At 64.0% G+C, this 21308-nt stretch carries 10 protein-coding genes and 1 pseudogene; 3 read left to right on the forward strand and 8 right to left on the reverse strand.

Features of this window, described 5'->3' with window-relative positions:
• The 3 genes and pseudogenes from CF70_RS14060 to CF70_RS14070 form a co-directional block, all read left to right on the forward strand.
• A pseudogene (locus CF70_RS14060) lies at positions 1 to 1290 on the forward strand (aldehyde dehydrogenase family protein); the annotation flags it as partial.
• A 216-nt stretch (positions 1291 to 1506) separates the two neighbouring features.
• Positions 1507 to 3675 (forward strand): PQQ-dependent dehydrogenase, methanol/ethanol family, encoded by a 2169-nt coding sequence (locus tag CF70_RS14065; protein WP_035865383.1) that lies wholly within the window; start codon positions 1507 to 1509, stop codon positions 3673 to 3675.
• A gap of 62 nt (positions 3676 to 3737) precedes the next feature.
• Positions 3738 to 5852, forward strand: coding sequence for a TonB-dependent receptor (locus CF70_RS14070; protein WP_349675113.1), 2115 nt, complete (start codon positions 3738 to 3740; stop codon positions 5850 to 5852).
• An 82-nt stretch (positions 5853 to 5934) separates the two neighbouring features.
• Here CF70_RS14070 and CF70_RS14075 read toward each other — a convergent pair whose 3' ends face one another.
• The 8 genes from CF70_RS14075 to CF70_RS14105 form a co-directional block, all read right to left on the reverse strand.
• Positions 5935 to 6594, reverse strand: a complete 660-nt coding sequence (locus CF70_RS14075) for a DUF799 domain-containing protein (RefSeq protein WP_035865387.1) — start codon at positions 6592 to 6594, stop codon at positions 5935 to 5937.
• Positions 6591 to 6965 carry a DUF4810 domain-containing protein gene (locus tag CF70_RS14080; protein WP_051648416.1) on the reverse strand — a complete coding sequence of 125 codons (375 nt, stop codon included), beginning with the start codon at positions 6963 to 6965 and terminating at the stop codon, positions 6591 to 6593. Before CF70_RS14080 ends, CF70_RS14075 begins: the two co-directional genes overlap by 4 nt.
• A 30-nt stretch (positions 6966 to 6995) precedes the next feature.
• Positions 6996 to 7676 carry a CsgG/HfaB family protein gene (locus tag CF70_RS14085; protein ID WP_035865389.1) on the reverse strand — a complete coding sequence of 227 codons (681 nt, stop codon included), beginning with the start codon at positions 7674 to 7676 and terminating at the stop codon, positions 6996 to 6998.
• A gap of 89 nt (positions 7677 to 7765) precedes the next feature.
• On the reverse strand, positions 7766 to 9496 hold the full coding sequence (locus CF70_RS14090) for a ShlB/FhaC/HecB family hemolysin secretion/activation protein (RefSeq protein WP_035865391.1): 1731 nt from the start codon (positions 9494 to 9496) through the stop codon (positions 7766 to 7768).
• Between the two features lie 834 nt (positions 9497 to 10330).
• Positions 10331 to 10615: a hypothetical protein gene (locus tag CF70_RS14095; protein WP_035865392.1), complete on the reverse strand. Its 285-nt coding sequence runs from the start codon at positions 10613 to 10615 to the stop codon at positions 10331 to 10333.
• 1096 nt (positions 10616 to 11711) lie between these two features.
• Positions 11712 to 12323, reverse strand: coding sequence for a hypothetical protein (locus CF70_RS36000; RefSeq protein ID WP_160172265.1), 612 nt, complete (start codon positions 12321 to 12323; stop codon positions 11712 to 11714).
• A 199-nt stretch (positions 12324 to 12522) separates the two neighbouring features.
• Complete coding sequence (locus CF70_RS36005; RefSeq protein WP_152561809.1) at positions 12523 to 12804, reverse strand: hypothetical protein; 282 nt, start codon at positions 12802 to 12804, stop codon at positions 12523 to 12525.
• A complete protein-coding gene (locus CF70_RS14105) occupies positions 12801 to 21188 on the reverse strand; it encodes a hemagglutinin repeat-containing protein (protein WP_051648418.1) in 8388 nt (2795 codons plus the stop codon). The genes CF70_RS36005 and CF70_RS14105 overlap by 4 nt, the downstream gene beginning before the upstream one ends.
• Positions 21189 to 21308 lie beyond the last annotated feature (120 nt).

Raw genomic sequence — 21308 nt, forward strand, 5'->3', positions numbered from 1 at the left:
GCCGGCGGCACATGGCGCGCCATGATGCCGGCCCAGCGCGAGCGCCTGCTGCTCAAGCTGGCCGACCTGGTCGAGCAGCACGGCGACGAACTGGCCCGGCTGGAGACGCTCAACAACGGCAAGCTGCTGGCCTTCTCGCAAGGCCTGGAGGTGGGCGGCAGCGCGCAATGGCTGCGCTATATGGCCGGCTGGGCCACCAAGATCGAAGGCAGCACGCTGGATGTCTCGGTGCCGTTCCCGCCGGGAACGCGCTACAGCGCCATGACGCGGCGCTCGCCGGTGGGCGTGGTGGGCGCCATCGTGCCGTGGAATTTCCCCTTGCTGATGGCCGTCTGGAAGATCGCGCCGGCGCTGGCCTGCGGTTGCACGGTGGTGCTAAAGCCGGCGGAGGAAACCCCGCTGACCGCGCTGCGGCTGGCCGAGCTGGCGCTCGAAGCGGGCTTCCCGCCGGGCGTGCTCAATGTGGTGACCGGCGATGGCGTGCCCGGCGCGGCGCTGGTGGCGCATCCCGGCGTCAACAAGATTACTTTTACGGGCTCCACGGAAGTCGGGCGCCTGATCGGTGCGCGCTGCGGCCAGGATATCCGCCGCGTGTCGCTGGAACTGGGCGGCAAGAGCCCGGTAATCGTGCTGGACGATTGCGATCCCGCGCACGCCATCCAGGGCGCCGCCGGCGCCATCTTCCTCAACCAGGGCCAGGTCTGCACCGCCGGCTCGCGGCTGTACGTGGCGCGCCGGCACTATGACCAGGTGGTCGAGGGGCTGGGCAAGGTGGCCAATGCCACCGTGCTGGGTTCCGGGCTCGATCCCGCCAGCCAGATGGGGCCGCTGGTTTCGGCACGCCATCGCGACAAGGTGATGGGCCTGATCGGCACCGGGCGCAGCGAAGGCGCGGAGATCGTCGCGGGCGGCGATGCGCTGGACCGTCCCGGCTATTTCGTGCGGCCCACGGTGGTGGCCAACGCTGCGTGCAAGGACCTGACCCTGGTGCGCGAGGAGGTCTTCGGGCCGGTGGTGGTGGCCATGCCGTTCGACGATCCCGAGGCCGTGCTGGCCGAGGCCAACCGCTCGGAGTACGGCCTGGGCGCCAGCATCTGGAGCAACGACCTGCGCGCGGTGCAGCGCCTGGTCGATGGCCTGGATGCCGGCACGGTCTGGGTCAATACGCACAATATCGTCGATCCCAACATGCCTTTCGGCGGCTACAAGGCGTCCGGCGTCGGGCGCGAACATGGCCGCTCGGCGATCGAGGCCTACACCGAGATCAAGTCGGTCTGCATGGCTTACTGAGCGAAGCGGCACCCCCGCATCAGTCAGGGCGTGCCAGGCGTCATCCTCGGGGTAATCCCGAGTGCGTATAACGCGCCTCTGCCGCCATCCTCTGGTTTGCTGCAATCCGGTGGCGCGGCGGGCAACTTCCGCCGCGCCATTGGCCAGCCGCTGGCACAGAACCAGACTGGCTTCCCCCAAGAAGAAGCAAGAATAAACAGAAGAAGAGGAGACACAATGAGCCAAGAATCCAAGCGGGCTTTTTCCTGCTGGCCGGGCGCTGCGCGGCGCACCGGCAAGCTGGCCATGCTGGCGGCAGGGCTGGCCGCGGCCTCGCTCGCGGCCGCGCAGACCAGGCCGCCCGCCAGGGTTGCCAGCGCAGACCACATCCGCGCCGTGACCCGCGGCGTGGATAGCGCCTTTATCGAGACCAACGCCGCCAAGACCCCCGACTGGCCCAGCTACGGCCTGGACTACGCGGAAACCCGCTTCAGCCGGCTCTCGCAGATCAATGCCGACAACGTGAAGGACCTGGGGCTGGCGTGGTCCTATGACCTGGAATCCACGCGCGGGGTGGAAGCCACGCCGCTGGTGGTGAACGGCATCATGTACGTCAGCGCCTCGTGGAGCGTGGTGCACGCCATCGACACCCGCAGCGGCAAGCGCATCTGGACCTTCGACCCGAAGGTCGACAGGTCGATCGGCTATAAGGGCTGCTGCGACGTCGTCAATCGCGGCGTGGCGCTTTACCAGGGCAAGGTGTTCGTGGCCGCCTACGATGGCCGGCTGATTGCGCTCGATGCCGGCACCGGCCGCAAGGTCTGGGAAAAAGACACCATCATCGACCGCAGCCACTCCTACACCATCACCGGTGCGCCGCGCGTGTTCAAGGGCAAGGTCATCATCGGCAACGGCGGCGCGGAATACGGCGTGCGCGGCTATATCACCGCCTACGACGCAGGCACGGGCGAGCAGAAATGGCGCTGGTTCACGGTGCCGGGCGACCCTGCCAAGCCGTTCGAGGATGAGTCGATGGCCAAGGCGGCCAAGACCTGGGACCCGGCCGGAAAGTGGTGGGAAGCCGGCGGCGGCGGCACGGCATGGGACACGCTGGCCTTCGACCCCGAGCTCAACCTGATGTACGTGGGCACCGGCAACGGCTCACCCTGGTCGCGCAGCAAGCGCAGCCCGGCCGGCGGCGACAACCTCTACCTGGCCTCCATCGTCGCGCTCGATCCCGATACCGGCAAATACGTCTGGCACTACCAGGAAACGCCCGGCGACAACTGGGACTACACCTCAACCCAGCCCATGATCCTGGCCGACCTCAACATTGGCGGCAAGGCGCGCAAGGTCATCCTGCACGCGCCCAAGAACGGCTTCTTCTTCGTCATCGACCGCACCAACGGCCAGTTCATCTCGGCCAGGAACTTCGTCGACGTGAACTGGGCCAGCGGCTACGACCAGAACGGACGCCCGATCGAGCTGCCCGAGGCGCGCGCCACGGACAAGCCTTATGACGCCATCCCTGGCCCCTATGGCGCGCACAACTGGCATTCGATGTCCTTCAACCCGCAGACCGGACTGGTCTACCTGCCGGCGCAGCATGTGCCGCTGAACCTGATGGACGACAAGAACTGGACGTTCAATGGCAAGCAGCCCGGCCAGCCGCATGGCAACGTGGGCTGGAACACGGCGAAGTTCCTCAACGCCGAGCCACCCGCGAGCAAGCCCTTCGGCCGCCTGATTGCCTGGGATCCGGTGCAGCAGAAAGCCGCGTGGACCCAGGAATACGTCTCGCCGTGGAACGGCGGCACGCTGACCACCGCCGGCAACCTGGTGTTCCAGGGCACGGCCGATGGCCGCTTCATCGCCTACAACGCCGCCACCGGCGCCAAGCTGTGGGAATCCCCCACGGGCACCGGCGTGATCGCGGCACCCGTGAGCTACATGGTCGACGGCAAGCAGTACGTGTCCGTCGCCGTCGGCTGGGGTGGCGTCTACGGGCAGGCCCAGCGCGCCACCGAGCGGCAGGGGCCCGGCACGGTCTACACCTTCGCCGTGGGCGGCAAGGCGCCGATGCCCGCCTTCGTGCAGTACCGCGCGGAAGGATTGCTGGCGGGCGTGAAATATGACCCCGCCCATGTCGCGGCAGGCACCGCGCTCTATGTCAGCAATTGCGTGCTGTGCCATGGCGTGCCTGGCGTGGACCGCGGCGGCAATATTCCCAACCTTGGCTATCTGAACGCCGCCTATATCCAGAACCTCGACAAGTTCATCTTCAAAGGCCCCGCCATGGCGCGCGGCATGCCGGACTTCACGGGCAAGCTGAGCATGGAGGATGTCGAGAAGATCAAGGCTTTCATCCAGGGCACCGCCGACGCGATCCGGCCCAAGGCCAATTGATCGCCGCGCAGGGCCGCCCGCGCGGCACGAAGGGGAGCGATCAACGGACCCAGGGCAGGAAGATGGCAGGCAGCAAGGGCGGTGCGCGAAGCCGGAAACCAGTTTCCGGACTGGCTTCCCACCATCTGTGCTGCCTGGCAGCCGCCATGCTCGCGGCCGCGCCGGGCGCGGCTTTTGCCGAGGAAACGTTCCCCGACGTGGTGGTGAGCGTCAGCCGCGCCGAGCAGAAGCGCTTTGACGCGCCGGTCGCGATCGACAACGTCCCGGTCGATTCGCTGGCGACCCCGAGTCCCTTGATCAACCTTTCGGAACTGCTGACGCTCGTGCCCGGCGTGGCCGCGCGCGAGCGCCAGAACTACTCGCAAGACCTGCAGCTCGCGGTGCGCGGCTTTGGCAGCCGCTCCACGTTCGGCGTGCGCGGGGTGCGGCTGTATGTCGACGGCATTCCCGCCACCATGCCGGACGGGCAGGGACAGGCATCCACGGCCGATCTCACCAACGCCAGCCGCATCGAGGTGCTGCGCGGCCCCTTCGCCCAGCTCTACGGCAATGCATCGGGGGGCGTCGTGCAGATATTCACGCCCGATCCGCCCAAGGCGCCGATGGCGCGGGTGGGGAGCGGCTTCGGCTCCGACGGGCAATGGATGACCAGCGTGGCCGTCGGTGGCGGCAACGACAAGATCGGCGGCGTGCTGGACGCATGGACCTTTGAAACCGACGGCTACCGCGACCACAGCGCGGCCCGGCGCCGCCAGCTCAACGCCAAGGTGGTGGCGGAACCTGTCACCGGCACCCGCGTCACCCTGTTGTTCAACGCCTTCGACCAGCCGCAGGCGCAGGACGCGCTCGGCCTTACCCGCGCCCAGGCCGATGCCAACCCGCGCCAGGCGGTGGCGCTGGCCACACAGTTCAATACCGGCAAGACTGTCCGGCAGAATCAGGGCGGCGTGCAGGTGGAGCAGCGCCTGAGCGAGCGCGACAATCTTGAGTTCCGCCTCTACGGCGGCACGCGCCAGCTAACCCAGTACCTGGGCTTCAGCGGCATCGCGCCCTCGTCGGCGGGCGGCATCGTGGATATCGACCGCAGCTATGGCGGCGGCGCGTTCTCGTGGCACCACAACACCACGTTGAACGGCCTGCCGCTGCTGTGGAGCGCCGGCATCGATGCCGATGGCATGCGCGACGCGCGCACCGGCTTCGTGAACCAGAACGGCACGCAGGGCGCGCTGCGCCGCGACGAAACCGACAAGGCGGGCAGCCTGGGTGCCTTTGCCCAGTTCGACTGGACCTGGAACCCCGCCTGGCGGCTAGTGGGCGGCGTGCGGGCCAGCAAGGTCCGGCTGCGCATCGACGATCACTACATCACTGCGGCCAGCCCCGACGACAGCGGCACGGCCACGTATAACAACGTGAGCCCGGTGCTCGGCGTGGTCTGGCAAGCGCTGGACTCGCTCAACGTCTATGCCAACCTGGGCCGCGGCTTCGAGACACCGACGCTGACCGAGGTGGCCTACGGCCCCGGCGGCGCCGGGACCAACCTTGGCCTGCAGCCGTCCACCAGTCGCCAGGGCGAGATCGGCGTCAAATGGCAAGGCCAGGGACAGCGGCTGGAGGCCGCGCTGTTCGATGCCGACAGCCACGACGAAATCGTGCCGATGTCCAACGACAACGGCCGCTCCGTCTACCAGAACGTCAACGGCGTGCGCCGGCGCGGGGTGGAACTGGGATGGCGCGGCGTCTACGGACCGGGCGAGCGCTACGGCACCGGGCTGGCCTACACCTGGCTCGACGCCTACTTTGGCGACGCCTTTCGCAATGCGCAGGGGGCAACCGTGGCCTCAGGCAACCGCCTGCCCGGCACCGCCCGCCACAGCCTGTTCGCCGAGGCAACGTACAAGCCGGTGGCCGGTCTCACGCTGGGTGTGGAGATGCGCGTGGAAGGGCGCGTCTTCGCCGACGACCTCAACACGCAATACGCGCCCGGCTACGCCATCTTCAACCTGCGTGCCGGCTACAACTTCCGCGTGGGGCGCATGCGCTGGTACGCGTACGGGCGGATCGACAATATTGCCGACCGGCGTTACATCGGTTCGGTAATTGTGAACGAGAGCAACGGGCGGTATTTCGAGCCGGCGCCGGGACGGCGGTTTTTTGTGGGGCTGCGGGCGGAGATCTGAGCGGTGGCCTGGTTGTCCGCCGGCAAATCGCCGGGCTTCCGCGCCCGGAAGAATTCGGGCTTCCCGGCCTGCCGCGGCACAATCAGTCTGTACCGTACCTGGCGGAGCGCGGACCGTACAGGATGCTGCCCGGGCTGCCGGCCGACAGCAGCTGCAGGCTCGCTGTTCCCGCGACAGAATAGCTCGCATCCGACACGCTATTGATCACCTGCGCGATCGCCGCAGCCACGAGCATCCCAACCAGGCCTCCGCCGGCGTTGCCCGATTGACTGTTGGATGCCGAAGCGGCACCAGTCCAGAGCGTCCCCCCTGTGCGCAGATCAACGAGCGTCGCCTTCGCGCTGACGACCGTGGCGCTGTTGACCACCTGATACTTCGTCCCATAGTTCGTCACCGTGATGTAGAGGGCGGCATCCGCGCCGAAGATGTCCCTGAGCTTTGCTGGCGGAACACCATGGATATCACCCGGCGTCGTCAGGCCATTCTGGCGGAAGGTCTCGTCCACCAGGGCCACCGGCAGCACGTAGTACCCGGCCTCGGCAAGCGGATAGCTGACCTGCGACAGCATGCTGTAGGTCGCCGCGACGTCAGGCGACTCATTCAGCGGTGGCAGGACCACGATCGAGCGTGGCTTGCTCTCCTTGAAGGCGGCGTAATCGACATTTTTGGATGGCGCAGCGCACCCGGCGGCCAGCGCCGCGACGGCCAGGAACGCGAGCGCGCGTTTGATCAGATCCCTCATTTCTTGTTTCCCCCTTGCTGGATGTTCTTCATCAGGAAATCCACATAGGCGGACGACTCCGGAAACAAGGTCTTCTCCGTCTGGAACTCGCGGACCATCTGATCGTCCTTGCCGGCATCGCCGTACAGCATGCCAAGATGCGCGTGGTAACCCGGCGGCGGCGTATTGCCCGCCGCCATGATCTTCTGCAGATCGCGTTCAAGCGCTTCAATCTGGGCTTGCTTCGATTCGCCCTTGAAGTACTGGTAGACCTGCGGCTGGTAGCTTTCCCACTGATACAGGGGCTTGGTTGGCGCGGCGCAACCCGCCAGCAATGCGCTTGCCGTGATCGCGAGTGTCGCCAGCCGGCACGGCCGGAATGATGTATTCACAGTTTCTCCTCTTCCTCTGGATGTTGGCGCTCAGGGATTGCCCGGCTTCAAGGCGCCGGCCTCGACACCATTGACCAGGTTGGTCACGGCCTCGCGCATGGCGAGATCCAGCACCTTGCCGTTGAGCGTCGAGTCATAGCTGGAGCTGCCGCCAAATCCAATGACCTCGCGGCTGGACAGCGCGTACTCGCCCGCGCCCTGGCTGGCGAACACGACTTCCGATGTGGCGATATTGACCACATTCAATGCGACCTTGGCATAGGCCACCTGCGACTTGCCCCGGCCGAGAATGCCGAAGAGTTGCTGGTCGCCCACTTCCTTGCGCCCGAACTCGGTCACGTCGCCGGTAATCACGTAATCGGCACCCTTGAGGCGTTGCGCCTGGCTCTTGATGCCCGCCTCGCGTTTGATCTCGTCCATGTTGTCGCGGTCGAGAACAAGGAAGCGATTGGTCTGTTGCAGGTGTGTGATCAGGACGGTCTTGGCCTGGCCGCCCAGCCGGTCGATGCCGTCGGAGAACACGCCGCGCATATAGCTTGAACGGTTATCGAACTTCCCGACCGCGATCGGCGTGCGCACCCCCACGTAGGGGCGGCTGGCACTCTCGACCTTCTGCACGGGCAAGGCCGTCGATGATTCGGTCGCGCAGCCGCCAAGCAGGGCGAGCAGCCCGGCCGCGGCAAACAGCGATCCTGCTGTCAGTCTGTTCATTCGGTTTTCTCCGTTTCGTTACTCAAACATGCAAACAATTCACGCCCTTGGGCGAGCATCGCCTGCGCGCTACCCCCGGGCTGCGGGGCCTAAAATTCCACACCGATCTGCGCCGCGATATTGGGCGTGTGTGTGCGGAAGAACTCTGGCTTCCTGACCGGCCTGCCGAGCGTCACCTCGTAAGTCAGGGCCGCGTGGCCACACATGGCCCAGCGCCCGCGCGCGCCTATCACGGCACCCATCAGCGACTGGCCCACCAGGAACCCGGCGGTCGGGCCGCTGACATGTCCCATGTCGAAGCCCACGAAGGCTTCCTGTCCTGTGTCGCCAAGCTGCCAGGCCAGGTCGTTGCGCCAGGTGATGCCGTTCTCGGCGGCAAGGGTCAGTTGCTCATCGAAACCGCGCACCGAATAACGGTTGCCGATGACGAAGTAGTCGGACGGCAAGATGCGGGTGCGGGCGTACTGCATGCGCACGTTGCCCTGGTAGCGCAAGCGCTCCCCGGCGACCTGGAATGGCACCATCAGGCCGGCATTCGCCAGCACGATCTCCGACTTGCCATTCCAGCCGGGCTCGCCCATCACAAAGCCGGGCGACCTGGAGTGCGCGGGCAGCGACGCGCGCCACGCCGCGCCGACATCCAGCACCGTGCTGCCGAAGTACTGACGGTGCGCGGCGCCGGCCTCGAAGCCGGCGAAATCGCGGTGCTGCACTTCGATATCGATGCCGTCCAGCGTGGAACTGGCGGTCTTGCGGAACACCTTGGCGTACAGGCTCGTCTTGCCCGAGGCGTTGCGCAACGGCACATAGCCAAGTCCCGCCTCGATCTGCGTGCTGCGCCCGCCGTAGACGATATCGCTTTCGAAACCCGCCACCGTCTGGTGGTAGCGCGACTGGTTGGCGTTGAAGAAGACGTTCCAGTAACGGAAGGGAATGCTGTAGTTGATCGCCGAAGAGCGGGTCCCCGCCGCGCCGTTGCCGACATTGGCATTGCTGCTGCCGGAGATGGTGAGGCTGTCGTAGAGGAACAGAGGCGAGTCCACCGTCAGCGTGCCGCCCATCTGGTAGCGCCCGGTGTTGTCCAGTCCAGCGTTATCGCCCGTCACCAGGACATGCCAGCGCTTGCCGGTGCCCGGCCTGACGATCAGTTCCGTTTCGCCGGGCTTCTCGCCGGGCACCAGGTCGATGCCGGCATCGGCCTGCCCCTGCATGCGGCGCATGTTCTCCGTGCCCTGGTCAAGGTCGCGCTGGTTCACCAGTCCGCCGGGGCCTGTGGGCAAGACCATGCGCCACCAGCCGGGCGAGCCCTCGGCCTTGACACCAGAGATGCGTCCGGCCACCACGCGCAGGCGCAATTCGCCGCTGGCGAGATTCTGGTCCGGGATCACCACGCGCGTGGTGATATAGCCCTGGGCGAGCAGCCGCGCCGAAAAATAGTCCTGGATGGCCTCCAGCCCCTTGCCGCCAACGCATTGGGTGGGCAGGATGCCCGCCTCGGCCAGGAGCCATGCAAAGTCCTCGGCACCCTCCCAGCGCACCGTCCTGATGCGGAAGCAGGGCGACTCGGCAGGCAGGATCAGCGGTCCCGCGATGCCGGCTTTGGCGGGGGAGGCCGTAAGTACATCGGGACGGGCCAAGGCGCGCTCGCGCGCAGCTTCCTGCCGCTGTTCCTGGCGGCGCTCGATGGCGGCGTTCGGGGTGACAGGCGGGAAGGCGGGCAGGGCCTGGGCAACCGCGAGTGTGGGCAGCGTCAGGAAAAGCGGGACAAAAGGAGGGACGCCACGCGCCTTGCGGCGCGCGTTGCGGAAGTTCATCGGCATGGATTGACGCGGCCTACATGTCAGGCAATTCGACTCGGAGGTTGATGATCTGATCGGGTTGGATGGCTATATTTTTGATGTGCGAATGCCTCTTCCATCTTTTAATTCGGAGTGCAACCGAGCACCCAGAAAACAGCACTCATTGATACTTTGCGATCGAGAATAAAGAGACAAAATCTTCGCAACATCGAGAGGCGATGTCGGTGTGAAAAATAAACCAGATCGTTTTCTCTACTCCAGATTTCAGATGGCGTTGCTGACGCAAGCGCCGCTGGCCTTGTTGCCAATGCCTCCATCAAGCAAACGCGTATCCGCTTGCGCGAGGCTGGACTAAGCAAAAGTCAGACGGACGATACCGAGTTTTCGTCCAAATTGAAATCGGACAAATCCGAAAACGAGGTGGGAAAATTCCTATTTGATTAAATTAGATCCTAATCTGACCAGGTTCTGAAAATTCTGCAGTCGTTGGGGGGGCAATGATGGTAGGCGGCCTGCTCCTGCAGGCGGCGCATGTTCTCCGTGCCCTGGTCAATGCCGCGCTGGTTCGCGGGTGCGCCTGGGCCGGTTGACAAGGCCATGCGCCACTAGCCGTGCATGTCCTCGGCATTGCCACCAGAGATGCCTCCGGCTACGAAGCGCAGGCGGCAATTCACCGCTGGCGCGAGTCTGGTCCGGGGCCACCACGCGCGTGCTCATGTAGCCTTGGGCGAGCAGCCGTGCGGAGAAATAGTCCTGGATGGCCCCAAGTCACTTGCCGCCGACGCATTGGGTGGGCAATTGGCGCGGTAGGTTCGTCCGTAGTCGACGTAAAGGCTGACTGATCTGGGGTGATGATTACAGCACCCGCTGTCCATATATCCATTCGATACTGCCGTATGGAGCGACACGATTGAGGTTGTCCCGCATCGCTCGTGCGCTTACCGCATCGCCTTTGACAAACTTCGCGTAGGCCGCGCCATGGAACAACGCTTCCGCAAACGCTTCCTGCTGCTCGGAGCCGGACATCTGTCCGATCAGCGCAGCCGCTTCTTTCTGCGTATGCTCTCCCTGCCACATCCGCAGCAACGCACCGTAGTAGCCCGTGTCATTGTGGGCGTAGTACGTTGCCATCTCTTCCAATTGAGGGTTCGCCAGCGCGTTGTCTTTGGCCCGGCGTCATGGTCCCGCTTTGGGCATACGTGCCTGCTGCATCCATGCCGCTGCCTGCAGCGAAGCCGATAACCGAATAGCCCCATGCCCTACCAATGGTTGTCGCAATGGGGCCGCCAATGGCAAGCACAGCTCTGACCGGTGCCGCGATCGTACCGGCTCCCATCAAATTGTTAATCGTCTGCGCTCGCTGGTTAGCTGCAACAAAGGCGGCGCTAGTTGGCTGGGTGAGGCGGGATTGGCGCCCCCGCGCCGACGGCCATCTATGTATTTCCGTGCCTGCTATTGCTATCCAGATGCTTCATTTTCCTGGTTTTTATCCAGGCGTAAATAAACCAAATTGCATTAACCACAGACCATAGCAGGCACCAACCTGCCATGAGGTATGCGTGCTTAACGGTGACGGAGAATCCAATTAATTTCAGTGGCAGTAGACCAAGCATTAAAATCCATGGCGACATTACTGCACTAGCTACCATCCAAAACAATTTTAATTTCTTCATTTTTGTTTCTGAGGGGGCGGAAGCAGCGATCCTGCGCCTTGAGTAACGTTGCCGGCTCCAACCCCAATCAAGCTTGAGGTCGATTCAGCTGTTGAAAGCCTTGGTATTTTCCTTGATTCTTTCTGCATCGTCCGGAAGCAACTGCCGATTGAACCGTTATTTTTAGCGGCGCGGCCACAATTTAGTTAATTTCGATTCCGCTTCTCAAAGACCCCACACAGCAACCCTGCCTTACGCAAGGCCTTCGGGAGATAGATTATCCCCCATATTGAATAGATGACCATAAAAATCACGCCAACCCTGATCTGATTTTGCTGATCATCAAGGCCGATTGTCTTCAAACATACCCACAGAATGAGAAAAACATAGAATACCCCCGATGCGACTATCGCCAGACCAAGAACGATCGCATCATGAAGAGAATTAGATATCGTCCGCCAATTCATTTTCCAGTCCGGGCGTTGTTAACATCATTAACTAGGCCAATGGTCTTAGCCCTAGCCTCATCGGTAATGCATTTTGCGCGGTCCCGTTGCGAAGTTGGCCGCCACGTTGCCGAGCGCCTAATTCAACCTGCCATTTTCTGGGCGGCGGAGGCGTTTCAATGTCGCCTCCTTTTTAACGCGTTCGGGGTGGCGGAGTTTTTTGTTGTTTATTAAAAGTATTAGTCCGTAAGTTGCCTCAATGATTAATGATAATGTGCCGATTGCGGTAATTATAAAAACGGCGCGATTGTGCGTCATATCAGTTATGGAAAAATTATCATGGAGTATATTTCTTGATGTCCATGAAACTAAATCTTTCAACCAATGAATTGATATCATGGATGCCATAGAGAATAGCGATCGAGTTGCAACTCCGGTCCACCCTGAGTTTGAGAACGCATCATTAATTTTCCTAACAACGTTTTTCACTTCAGGTCCTTTCCGGGAATGAATGCTGACATTGACTTTTGGCGCGTCGGTTGCGAAGAGCATGTAGCCCGGCCCACTCGTGCCATCCGATGGGAGCATTCCGTGACCCTGGCTCACAAAGCTGCTCGCCGCTTGATCCCATACACCGCCAACGCCATTCTGCACACGACGAAAGCCCTGTTGCGCAAGGCGCTGCTCGGCGTCGGCAACCTGACATAGTTCGGGTCTTGAGTAGATCCATTGCAATTCAGGTTGGAGCACCCCACGATACTTCGGATCTGATTGTCATACTTCCCACCGGCCGCATCGGAGGTTTGCTTGTCGGAATTGCGGAGAATTTCTGCCACGATGCGCCCTTCCGCTTCGTCCGTCGAGATGTGGAGCTTGTCTGCGACAGTCTTTGCGTACTTCGCTGCAAGATCGTACTCAGATTGGTGCAGTTGCCTGTTGAACCGGTCTTTCAGTCGTTGTTATTCTGCTTTAACCACGGGCCGAATCGTTCTGGCTTTTCACTCAACAGTCCAGCCCTTCGCAAGGGTTCCGGCAAGAATTTTATGAACACGACAAACAGGATTACAAATAGAGGCAAACCGACCAGTAGCATCGACTCATTGTCACCCAATTCAAATGCCATTCGGCAAAGACCTGCCGCCACAAATGACCAACATCCAGCACCAAATGCTGAGGACAAACAGACCACGAACCAGATCTGAAGGCTTGCATAGAGGCGGTACCAGTTCATTTCTGATCTCCAGCTTGGCGGATGTCATTGATCACGGTCGCTCCCTTCGATCCGACCCCGAAAAATAAAATGCCCTGCGTCGATCCATATGGGGCAGTTTGATTAATAAATGGAATCAAGGTGTTGTTATTAATACGTGGCACCGTTACATCGAACATTGTACCCGGGCGATTCAGACCGTCGGCATTACCAATTTTGAGAGGGACCGGGGCCCTCAATGCCAAGATTGCCGCAGCGAGATTCAGACCATCATATGCTGTATCGCCCCATGTTGAGTTCAGTTGGGTGAACCCGTACCGCAGCGGATTTATTCCCGGTGAACTCATGCCGTTGTAGCGATTGTACAAGCCGTCGGCCCCTTCGGCCGCGTCACTCAAACCGAAGGCGACCATCCATCCTCCGGCTGCGCACCCAAGCCCGCTGGTACAGAGCCCAGCTCCCGTTTTAGCCGTTACTCCGCCGAGTACGATCTTGGCCGCATCCTTCGCCACGCCCAAGGGATCGCGCTGGATGGCATCCCCCGCCTTCTGTACGGGCGTGTAGACAAACAGATTGGCCTCTTGTTGACGATGAACCCAATCCAGCTCCGGTCCAAGCTGCGATGCCTCGACCGCGCTGACGTAGTTCTTGTTGTAGGCATCGCTACCGAGGGGGTATTCAGCCCAGCATTTCACTTCATAACATGCCGCCTTGGTCAATCGTTCTTCTGCGGCTTTATCTCCATTAGCCTGCGCGCGAATCTTTGCCTTTTCGTCCGGATGCAACTGCCGATTGAACCGATCCACATTCGCCGCCGTCGCCGCACCCGACCCACCACCCACGATGGCACCAATGCCACCCGCTGCAATGTTGGCCGCCACATTGCCAAGCGCCTCATTCAACCCGGCATTGCCCGTATCGATGCTCTCTGACACCGCATTGCCAAGCGCTTGAAGCTTGGGCGCAGCCAGCGACGACGCGCCCGCAGCTACGGCGCCGGCCAGCGCGTTGCCGCCGCCCAGGCCCGCAACAAGCGCGCCGCCTGCGGTGTGCAGCGCTGCGCGGTAGTCGCCGCCTTCCTCCCAGTTCTTCGCGTCGGCAAGGTACTTGTTTTCCAGCTCGGTATCCCCGGCGTCGTGCGCAGCTTTGGCATTCGCGCGCGCCTCCTTCTCCTTGGCGCCAGCCACGTCGCCCACCGTCTTGGCAACCGCCTCGCCGGCGGCCTGGGCGGCGGCCATCATGTCGGACTGCTTGTTCAGCACCTGGTCCAGATTGGGGTTCTTGCCGACCGTGCTGTTGGTGCCGGCGGTGTCCCGCCGCAGGTCGGCGAGGTCCTGCTTCTGGTTGGCCTGGTCTTTGATGGTGATGGTGCCTTCGGCCACTGCGCTGCGTGCCACGCCGTCCTGGCTGCCGCTTTCGTGCTGCGGAATCATCGGGTTGATGCCGCCGGTGTTCTTGCCGGAGGTCTGGCCGCTGTTGCTCTGGCCAGTGGGTGCGCCAAGTGCGCCGCCTGCCGTGAGGCCTGCGGAAGTCGCGCTGTAGTCCGAGTGGTTGGCGATGTCGCTCCAGGTGAGCGTGCCGGTGGTCAGGCTGTTCTTGTCCTTGCCTGCCTCGCTGGCGATCACCGCACCATGCAGGTCGGTATTGCCCTTGACCGTGATATCGAAACCGTCCTTGCCGGCATGGATGCCGGACTGCTCGCTGACGTTGGCGTAGCTGCCATTGGCCTTGCCCAGGCTAGCGGAGAAGCTGCCGGTGGCGCCGGCCTGGCTGATGCTGATACCACCCCCCATGCTCTGCTGCTTTGCACGCGTCTCCTCGGTGTCCTGGCGGCTGGCGATATTGAGGTTGCCGCCGACATCCCCGGTCACCTTGCCGCCAGCGATCGTGCCGCCGAGGACATTGGTGTCGTTGCCCGACACGAAGGTGGCGGACTCCCGACCGTTCACGTGGCTGTTGGCTTGCGAGGTGCCCTGGCTGTCCGAGTTGCCCTTGGCCCTGGAGGCGGAGGCCGACACGGCGAAGCCGGCGTTGCCCTTGCCAAGGCCATACGACGCGCCGACGCCAGCGCTGCTGGACTTGTTGGTGCTGTGGCTCTCGTCGGTGTCGGTGGCAGAAACGATATTGACATCGTTCTTCGCGCCGAGCACTACCTTGCTGGCATCGACGTTTGAACCGATGATGTTCAGATTGCCCGCCGTCTGGTTGCCGTTGGCATCCACGCCCGTCGCGGCGAAGGCCGCGGTGCCGCCTGCGGATACGTTGGTGCCGTTGTGGCTGGTGCTGTCCTGGGTGAGGGTCTGCTTGCTGTGGCTGGTACCCCAGGAGAGCGTCACGGCGGCGCCCGCCACAGGATCGCCCCCCGCCTGCGCCAGTGCACTGCCGGCATCGGCAACGTCGCGCGCGGCGGCGATCCCCCACAGCGCTGAGGCACGGCCATCCTGGCTCTGGCTGGCCGAGTTGATCTTGTTCCCGGCGTTGATGGCAGCGCCGATGGCGCCGCCCGACACGCCCAGCGTGAAACCGCTTTGCCTGACCTCGTGGGTTTCATCGTGGTGCTGGCGGTTCTGCGCGGCATCAATGGCCACATCCGCGCCCACGCCCGTGATGTCCTGCCTGGCGATCAGGTCGCTGCCGGTGACCGTGAGCGTGCTGCCCGCGTTAATGTGTACGCTGCCGTCCGTGCTGCCAACCAGGCTCCCCACCTGGCGCGTGCCGTAGTCGTTGGCGGTGTCTTTCTGGGCGTGATTGCCGTATGAGAGCCCGGAGCCGGTGGCGCCGAACCCCGATTTCTTCTCTTCCTTGTAGGTGTAGGCGGACGAGGTGGTCCCGGTGGTGCCGATGGCCAGGTCGCGCCCTGCGCCGAGGTTCACGTCGTGCGTGGCCGCCACGGTGCTGCCAGCGACGGCCAGGTCGCGTCCCGCCGCCATGTCCACCGTGTTGCCGGAGAAGGTGCTGCCCAGCGCCTCGGTCTGGCTGTTGGCATCGATGGTGTGGGTGGACTTCTTCGACAGGAAGCCGCTTTCCTGGTAGGCGTGCTCGTCGCGTACGGAACTCGATACCTGGCCGGCCTTGACGTTGATGTCACGTCCCGCGCCGACGGCCAGCGCGCCGTCCGCGCTGACATATGCGGCGGTGGCATTCACGTCGCGTCCGCCGATCAGGGTCGCGTCCTTGCCCGCCGTGACCTGCGTGCCGATTTCCGCGCTGCGCGATACCGCCGCATTGTTTTTTGCGTCTTTGTAGAGGCGTTCGGACTCGCTGACCTCGACCGCGCCGAGGTTGATATCGCGGCCCGCCGCCATGCCCAGGCTGTCGGTGGCCTGGATGTTCGCTGCCTTGGTGTTGATGTCGCGCCCGGCCACGAAGGTGGCGCTGTCGGCTTCCACGCTGGAGATGCCCGCGATCACGGCGCGGCTGCCCGCGAGGTTGCCGCTGCCGCCGGCCCCGGAGGCGGTGGTGGTGGTCAGGTTGATATCGCGGCCTGCCGTGGCCGCCAGTTGACCCGCCGTGATATGTCCGGCGAGATTGTTGATGTCCTGCCTGGCGCTCAGCCCCATGACGCTCGCCGACAGTGTGCCGCCGTTGTGGATATTGGCCGCGTCCATCAGCGTCACGCCGCGGCTGGCGATGGTGCCGGTGTTCTTCACGTCGCCATCGGTCTGGATCACGGTATTGCGCGCGGCCATCAGGGTGCCGTCACCCTTCAGGTCGCCCTCGCGCACCTTCAGGTAGACCTGCGGCACCAGCACGCGCTGGGTGGTGCCGTCCTTCAGGGTGACCGTCTTCTCGACCAGCCACACGATGTCGGTGGTGAGCGCGCGCATCTGGTCCGCCGTCAGCCCGGTACCCAAGTTCAGGTGGAACTGCTTGCCGAACTCGACGCCGGATTGCATCAGTGCCTTGTACTGCGCCTCGTTGTCGGTGTAGTCGCCGACGAAGCGCTGGCCGGTTCCCAGCATCACGGCATCGGCCACCAGGCGGGCTTCATAGTAGCCGTCGCCCAGGCGCTTGAGCACGTGGGTGGGGTCCCGGCCCAGTTGCGTGAGCATGAGATCGCTGGACAGCCACTGGCGCTGGTTGGTGAAGCGCGGATCGGTCTCGATCAGGTAGCGCGTGCCCGGCTCGCCGCGAATCTTGAAGAGTGCATTGTCGGGCATCGCCAGCGACGGCGAGACGGTACGGATGACCTCGCCGCCCAGGCGACCTCCGGCCTCCGCGCCGCCCGTGCCGAGCGAGATCTGCATGAGCGTCGGCGCGGTGGCGATAGGGCCGGTGCCGGTCTTGTCCGCCACGATCGTGCCAGTGCCGTTCACAACCTGGTAATCCAGCGCCTCACCGTTGGCGAGCCGGGTCGGAATCTCCAGATGTACCTCGGGCACGCCCATGTTGTCGTAGCAGCGGCTACGCCCGCATGGACGGGTGTACTGGCTGGTGCCGGTTGTCTCCTCTATGCGCGTCGCATCGTACGCAATGTTGTCGACACCGCCGCTGCCGCCACTGACCGCCAGTGTGCCGCCAACGAGAATCTGGCTCTTGTCGTTGGTGACCGCGCCAGTGAAGTTGGCATTGCCGCCCACCAGGATGCGGGCGGGATCGGTGCTGGCGACAACCTCGTCCTGCACACGGGTGTCACGCCATTCGATGGTCCAGGATTCCACCAGCCGACCCCGATAGTCGTTGTTGAATGCGCGGATCTTGCCGTTCAGGGCTTCGTAAAGCGGCTTGCTGGCGGCTTTCACGGCATTGTAGGCAGCCAGATCGGCCTCGTATTGCCGATGGCAGGCGACTGGCGATCCATCCAGGCAGGGGGAGGGGACGGGAGGCAGCGCGCCGGGCCGGGCCAGCCCGAATTTGTCCCAGATCGGGTCGTCAGGCTTGTAGACAAAATGATCGGTTTCCATGTTGCCATTCGCGTCCGGAGCGTACGCCAGCATTGCCAGGCCTACGGGCCAGCTTGAACCGAACGAGCGTCTCGGGTTCTGTCCCGGTGTGCCATCGGACTGGCGCGCCCAGTCGAACGGGGGGCCAAATACGCTGAAGGGGTACTGCGCCGAAGGCAGCAGCAGGCGCTTGTAGTCGTCGTCGCCAAGGTAGGCCAGGTCGTCACCGTGGCTGGCAACGTGACCGAATATGGCACCCGATGCAGTCGGCAGCACAATCATCGCGGTGCTTGGGTCGATCTTCTCGGTGCTGCCATTCAGCCGATAGTAGAACGCATGGACTGTTCCTGTATCGGTGCGCTTGGTGCTGAAGTGGTCGTTGCGATTGGAGAGGGCGGCAACGTTGAGGTTGGCGTCGCCCGCCACGTCGATGACGGCGGAGGCGTTGGTGAGCGCATCTGCCTGGCCGGCCGCCTTGCCGTCGGCATCCAGCGCGCGGCCGACGTTCAGGTCCTGCGACGAATAGATCAGCGCGTGCTCGCGGTTGACGATCTCCGGGGCGCCCAGTTCGATGCCGCCGCTGCGCGAGGCGGTCACGGCACCCTGGCCGGTGACGGGGTTGATGTCGTTCAGGATCTGCCGGCCGGCGCCGATGGCCACCGAGTCGCCATAGACGCGGTCGATGTTGGTGACGTTGGTGCCGGCCACGATGCGTACGGCGCCCCCGTCGATGAGGCCTTTGTTGAGCACCGCCTGATCGGCGCGGATGGTGTTGGAGACCCGGCCGGACAGCTCGCCTGAGTTGGTGACATTGCGCCCGTGGAAGTCGGCGTCGCGGCCGGCCAGCAGCTTGCCGTCATTGGCGATATCGCCGGCGGCGTTGCCCTGGGCATCCTCGATCAGGACCTTGAGATCCCGCGCCGCGGCCACCGTCCCGGTGTTATGGAAATCGGTTTGCAGGATGGCGGTGATGTCGCCCGCATTGGATTGCAGCGAGCCATCCCCGGTGAGGCTGTTGCCCTTGATGCCCAGTGCCTTGTTGGCGGCCAGCAGGCCATCGGTGTTGGCGGTGGCCCCCACAGTGAGCTGCGCCGTGCCACCCGAGGTGACTTCGCCACGGGTGTTGTCCAATGTTGCGGCATCGGCGTCAAGCGAGGTATCGGCGCGCAGCGCGCCCCGGGCATTGTCGATGGCATTGGCAGCCAGCCTGACGTTGCCGGCCTCCATGCCCTTCGGGGCTGCGCCGGTGCCGGCGAGGGTGCCGCGGTTGAGGATGGTGTCCGCCCGCGCGTCCAGGGTGCCGCCGGCATGGATGAAGCCCGCCGTGTTGTCGAGGGTACCCGCCATGCGTACCTTCGCATCGCTGTTCGAAGCGGCCTGGCCGCCGGTGTTGGCGAGGCTGTCGCCGGTCATGGCCAGCGGGCCGCCTGCCACGACCTTGCCGCCGGTGTTGTCAAGTGTCGTGCCGGTAACGGTGAGCGCCTCTTGCCCCGACACGATGCCGTCCCGGTTGTTCAGGGCGCCGGTGGTGAGCGTCATCGCGCCGTTGGCGACCGTCAGGCCACCGTTGCTGTTGTCATAGGCCTGGCCGCGCGTGTCAGCGACCAGCAGGCCGGTTGACTGTACGACACCGGCCCGGTTGTCAAAGGCACCGGTGCTGGTCTGGATGTTGCTTGCCGCGATCACGCCCGAGGTATTCACCAATGCCTGCCCGCCCGTATCCGCCGTCAGAGTCTGCATGGCGGAGATCTGGCCATGGTCGTTGATGACGGGGCCGCCGGTCAGGGTGATATCGGTGGCGGCGAGCGCCTTGCCGCTGGTGTTGTCCAGCGCACCGGTAGCCAGCAGCTTGTCCTGTACCGACCCGATCGCGCCGCCGCGGTTGGCGATGCCGGCCGCGGCGACGGTGGTGGCGCTGGTCCCGGCGATGGTGCCGCCGGTGTTGTCCACGGCCTCTGCCGCGCCCACGCCGAGCGCGCCGCCACTGGTGATGGCGCCACCCTGGTTCAGGACGGTCGCGCCCTGGACGGCACCGCCATTGACGCCCGCGGCGATGGCGCCGCCGCGGTTGTCCACCGTGCCGCCGGCGTTGAGCTGCACGGCATTGGCTTCCAACCGTGCGTTCTGGTGGTTGATGTCGCCCGCCGCCGACAGATTGGCGATGCCGTGCGCAATGACATTGCCGTTCGACAGGTCCAGCGTGGGTGCCGACAGCCTGGCGTCCGCGCCGGTCACGATGGTACCGTTGGATTGAATGGCCGTGCGCGCGGCGAGATTGACCGTGCCCGTGCCGGTCACGCGGGCATCGGCATCGACCGCCGCGCCGATGGTGCCGCTGTTGGCGATGCGGTCGGCCTGGGCCAGCATATCGGTGCCGGCGGCCAGCGTGCCGCTGTTGGCCAGTTGTCCCGGCGTGGTTGCGGCAAGGGCGCTGCGCGTGGTGATGGTGCCCGCGTTGCCAATGTTGGTGCCGGCGACCGAGGCGTTGCCTTCGGCTTGCAGGCGGCCACCTGGCACGATACGCACGTCGCCGTTGTTGTGCACCACGATGTCGCCCGCGCGGGCCGTGACGCCGCCGCCGAGGTGAAAACCGACACCGCGTTCCGTGCCGATCAGCTTGACCGCCCCGCTATACATGGAGCTCAGCGCCGAGGCATCGAGCGCGAACTTCGGGGCAGGGCCGTTGCCAGCCTGCGGGGCGGCATTCAGGGTCTGGTAATCGACCTGGTTGGCACCCGCGACCGCATTCAGGTGCCTGGTCCACAGCTCCGCATTGATGTTGATCGAGCGCGCCAGCAGGTCGACCTGTGCCTGCGGGCTGGACAGGCCCTGTCCGCCGATGCCGATGTTGCCCTCCCGTACATCGAAGCCGGCCAGGCTGCCATCGGCGCTGAACACCGGACGTCCGGTTGAAAGCGTGAAACGGTCCGTGTTGATCGCGCCGCAGCCTGAGCAATGCAACCCCGCCGGATTGGCCAGGATCAAATTGGCGCGATTTCCGGCGATTTCCTGTGCGCCAAGCAATTGCGAAGGGTTCGGCCGGGTGACCTGGACCACGATGTTGCCGGCGTGGCTGTTGCCGAGCATCATGTTTCCCTGGACCCAACCCGCGATCTGCGTCTGGCTGTTTGCCCCGCTGTTGTTCAGCACCACGCCGGGCGGGCCGACGTTGTACTGAATGAAGTTGCTCACGCTGGTGCCGCCGTTGCGGTTGGGCGGGGGGATGTCCACGACCGGGACGCCATTGGCCGCCACCCCCACCACCGGACGCTGCCCCGGCACATTCTTGTCCACCTGAATCGGCAAGGTTTGCGCGTGCGCCGATTGGTCCGGCAATACCGGCAAGCCCATCATCGAGGCCGTCAATGCTGTGAGCCACAGCACCGGCACGAAGGCCGAGCCATGGCCAGTGCGTCCGGCGTTGCCCAGGCGGCCCTTGCCGCGGCCCGCGGCACTTTCCTGCACTGCCACCAGCATGCCGCGCAGGGCATTGAAAACCAGGCGATGGATATTCTTGTTCATGCTGCGTTTCGGGAGAAGTAGGGTGTGCAGGCGCGTTGACGCTTGAGCGAGGCTGGACTACGCCCAGGCCAGAGGGACAATACCGGGCTGGCATCCGGATTGAAATCGGACAGGTCTGCA

This window comes from Cupriavidus sp. SK-3 (assembly GCF_000611145.1).
Classification (GTDB): Bacteria; Pseudomonadota; Gammaproteobacteria; order Burkholderiales; family Burkholderiaceae; genus Cupriavidus.

Coding starts and splice junctions, on each gene's coding strand:
- CF70_RS14065 (WP_035865383.1), top strand. CDS start 1,507: ATGAGCCAAGAATCCAAGCGGGCTTTTTCCTGCTGGCCGGGCGCTGCG.
- CF70_RS14070 (WP_349675113.1), top strand. CDS start 3,738: ATGGCAGGCAGCAAGGGCGGTGCGCGAAGCCGGAAACCAGTTTCCGGA.
- CF70_RS14075 (WP_035865387.1), bottom strand. CDS start 6,594: ATGAGGGATCTGATCAAACGCGCGCTCGCGTTCCTGGCCGTCGCGGCG.
- CF70_RS14085 (WP_035865389.1), bottom strand. CDS start 7,676: ATGAACAGACTGACAGCAGGATCGCTGTTTGCCGCGGCCGGGCTGCTC.
- CF70_RS14090 (WP_035865391.1), bottom strand. CDS start 9,496: ATGCCGATGAACTTCCGCAACGCGCGCCGCAAGGCGCGTGGCGTCCCT.
- CF70_RS36005 (WP_152561809.1), bottom strand. CDS start 12,804: ATGAACTGGTACCGCCTCTATGCAAGCCTTCAGATCTGGTTCGTGGTC.
- CF70_RS14105 (WP_051648418.1), bottom strand. CDS start 21,188: ATGAACAAGAATATCCATCGCCTGGTTTTCAATGCCCTGCGCGGCATG.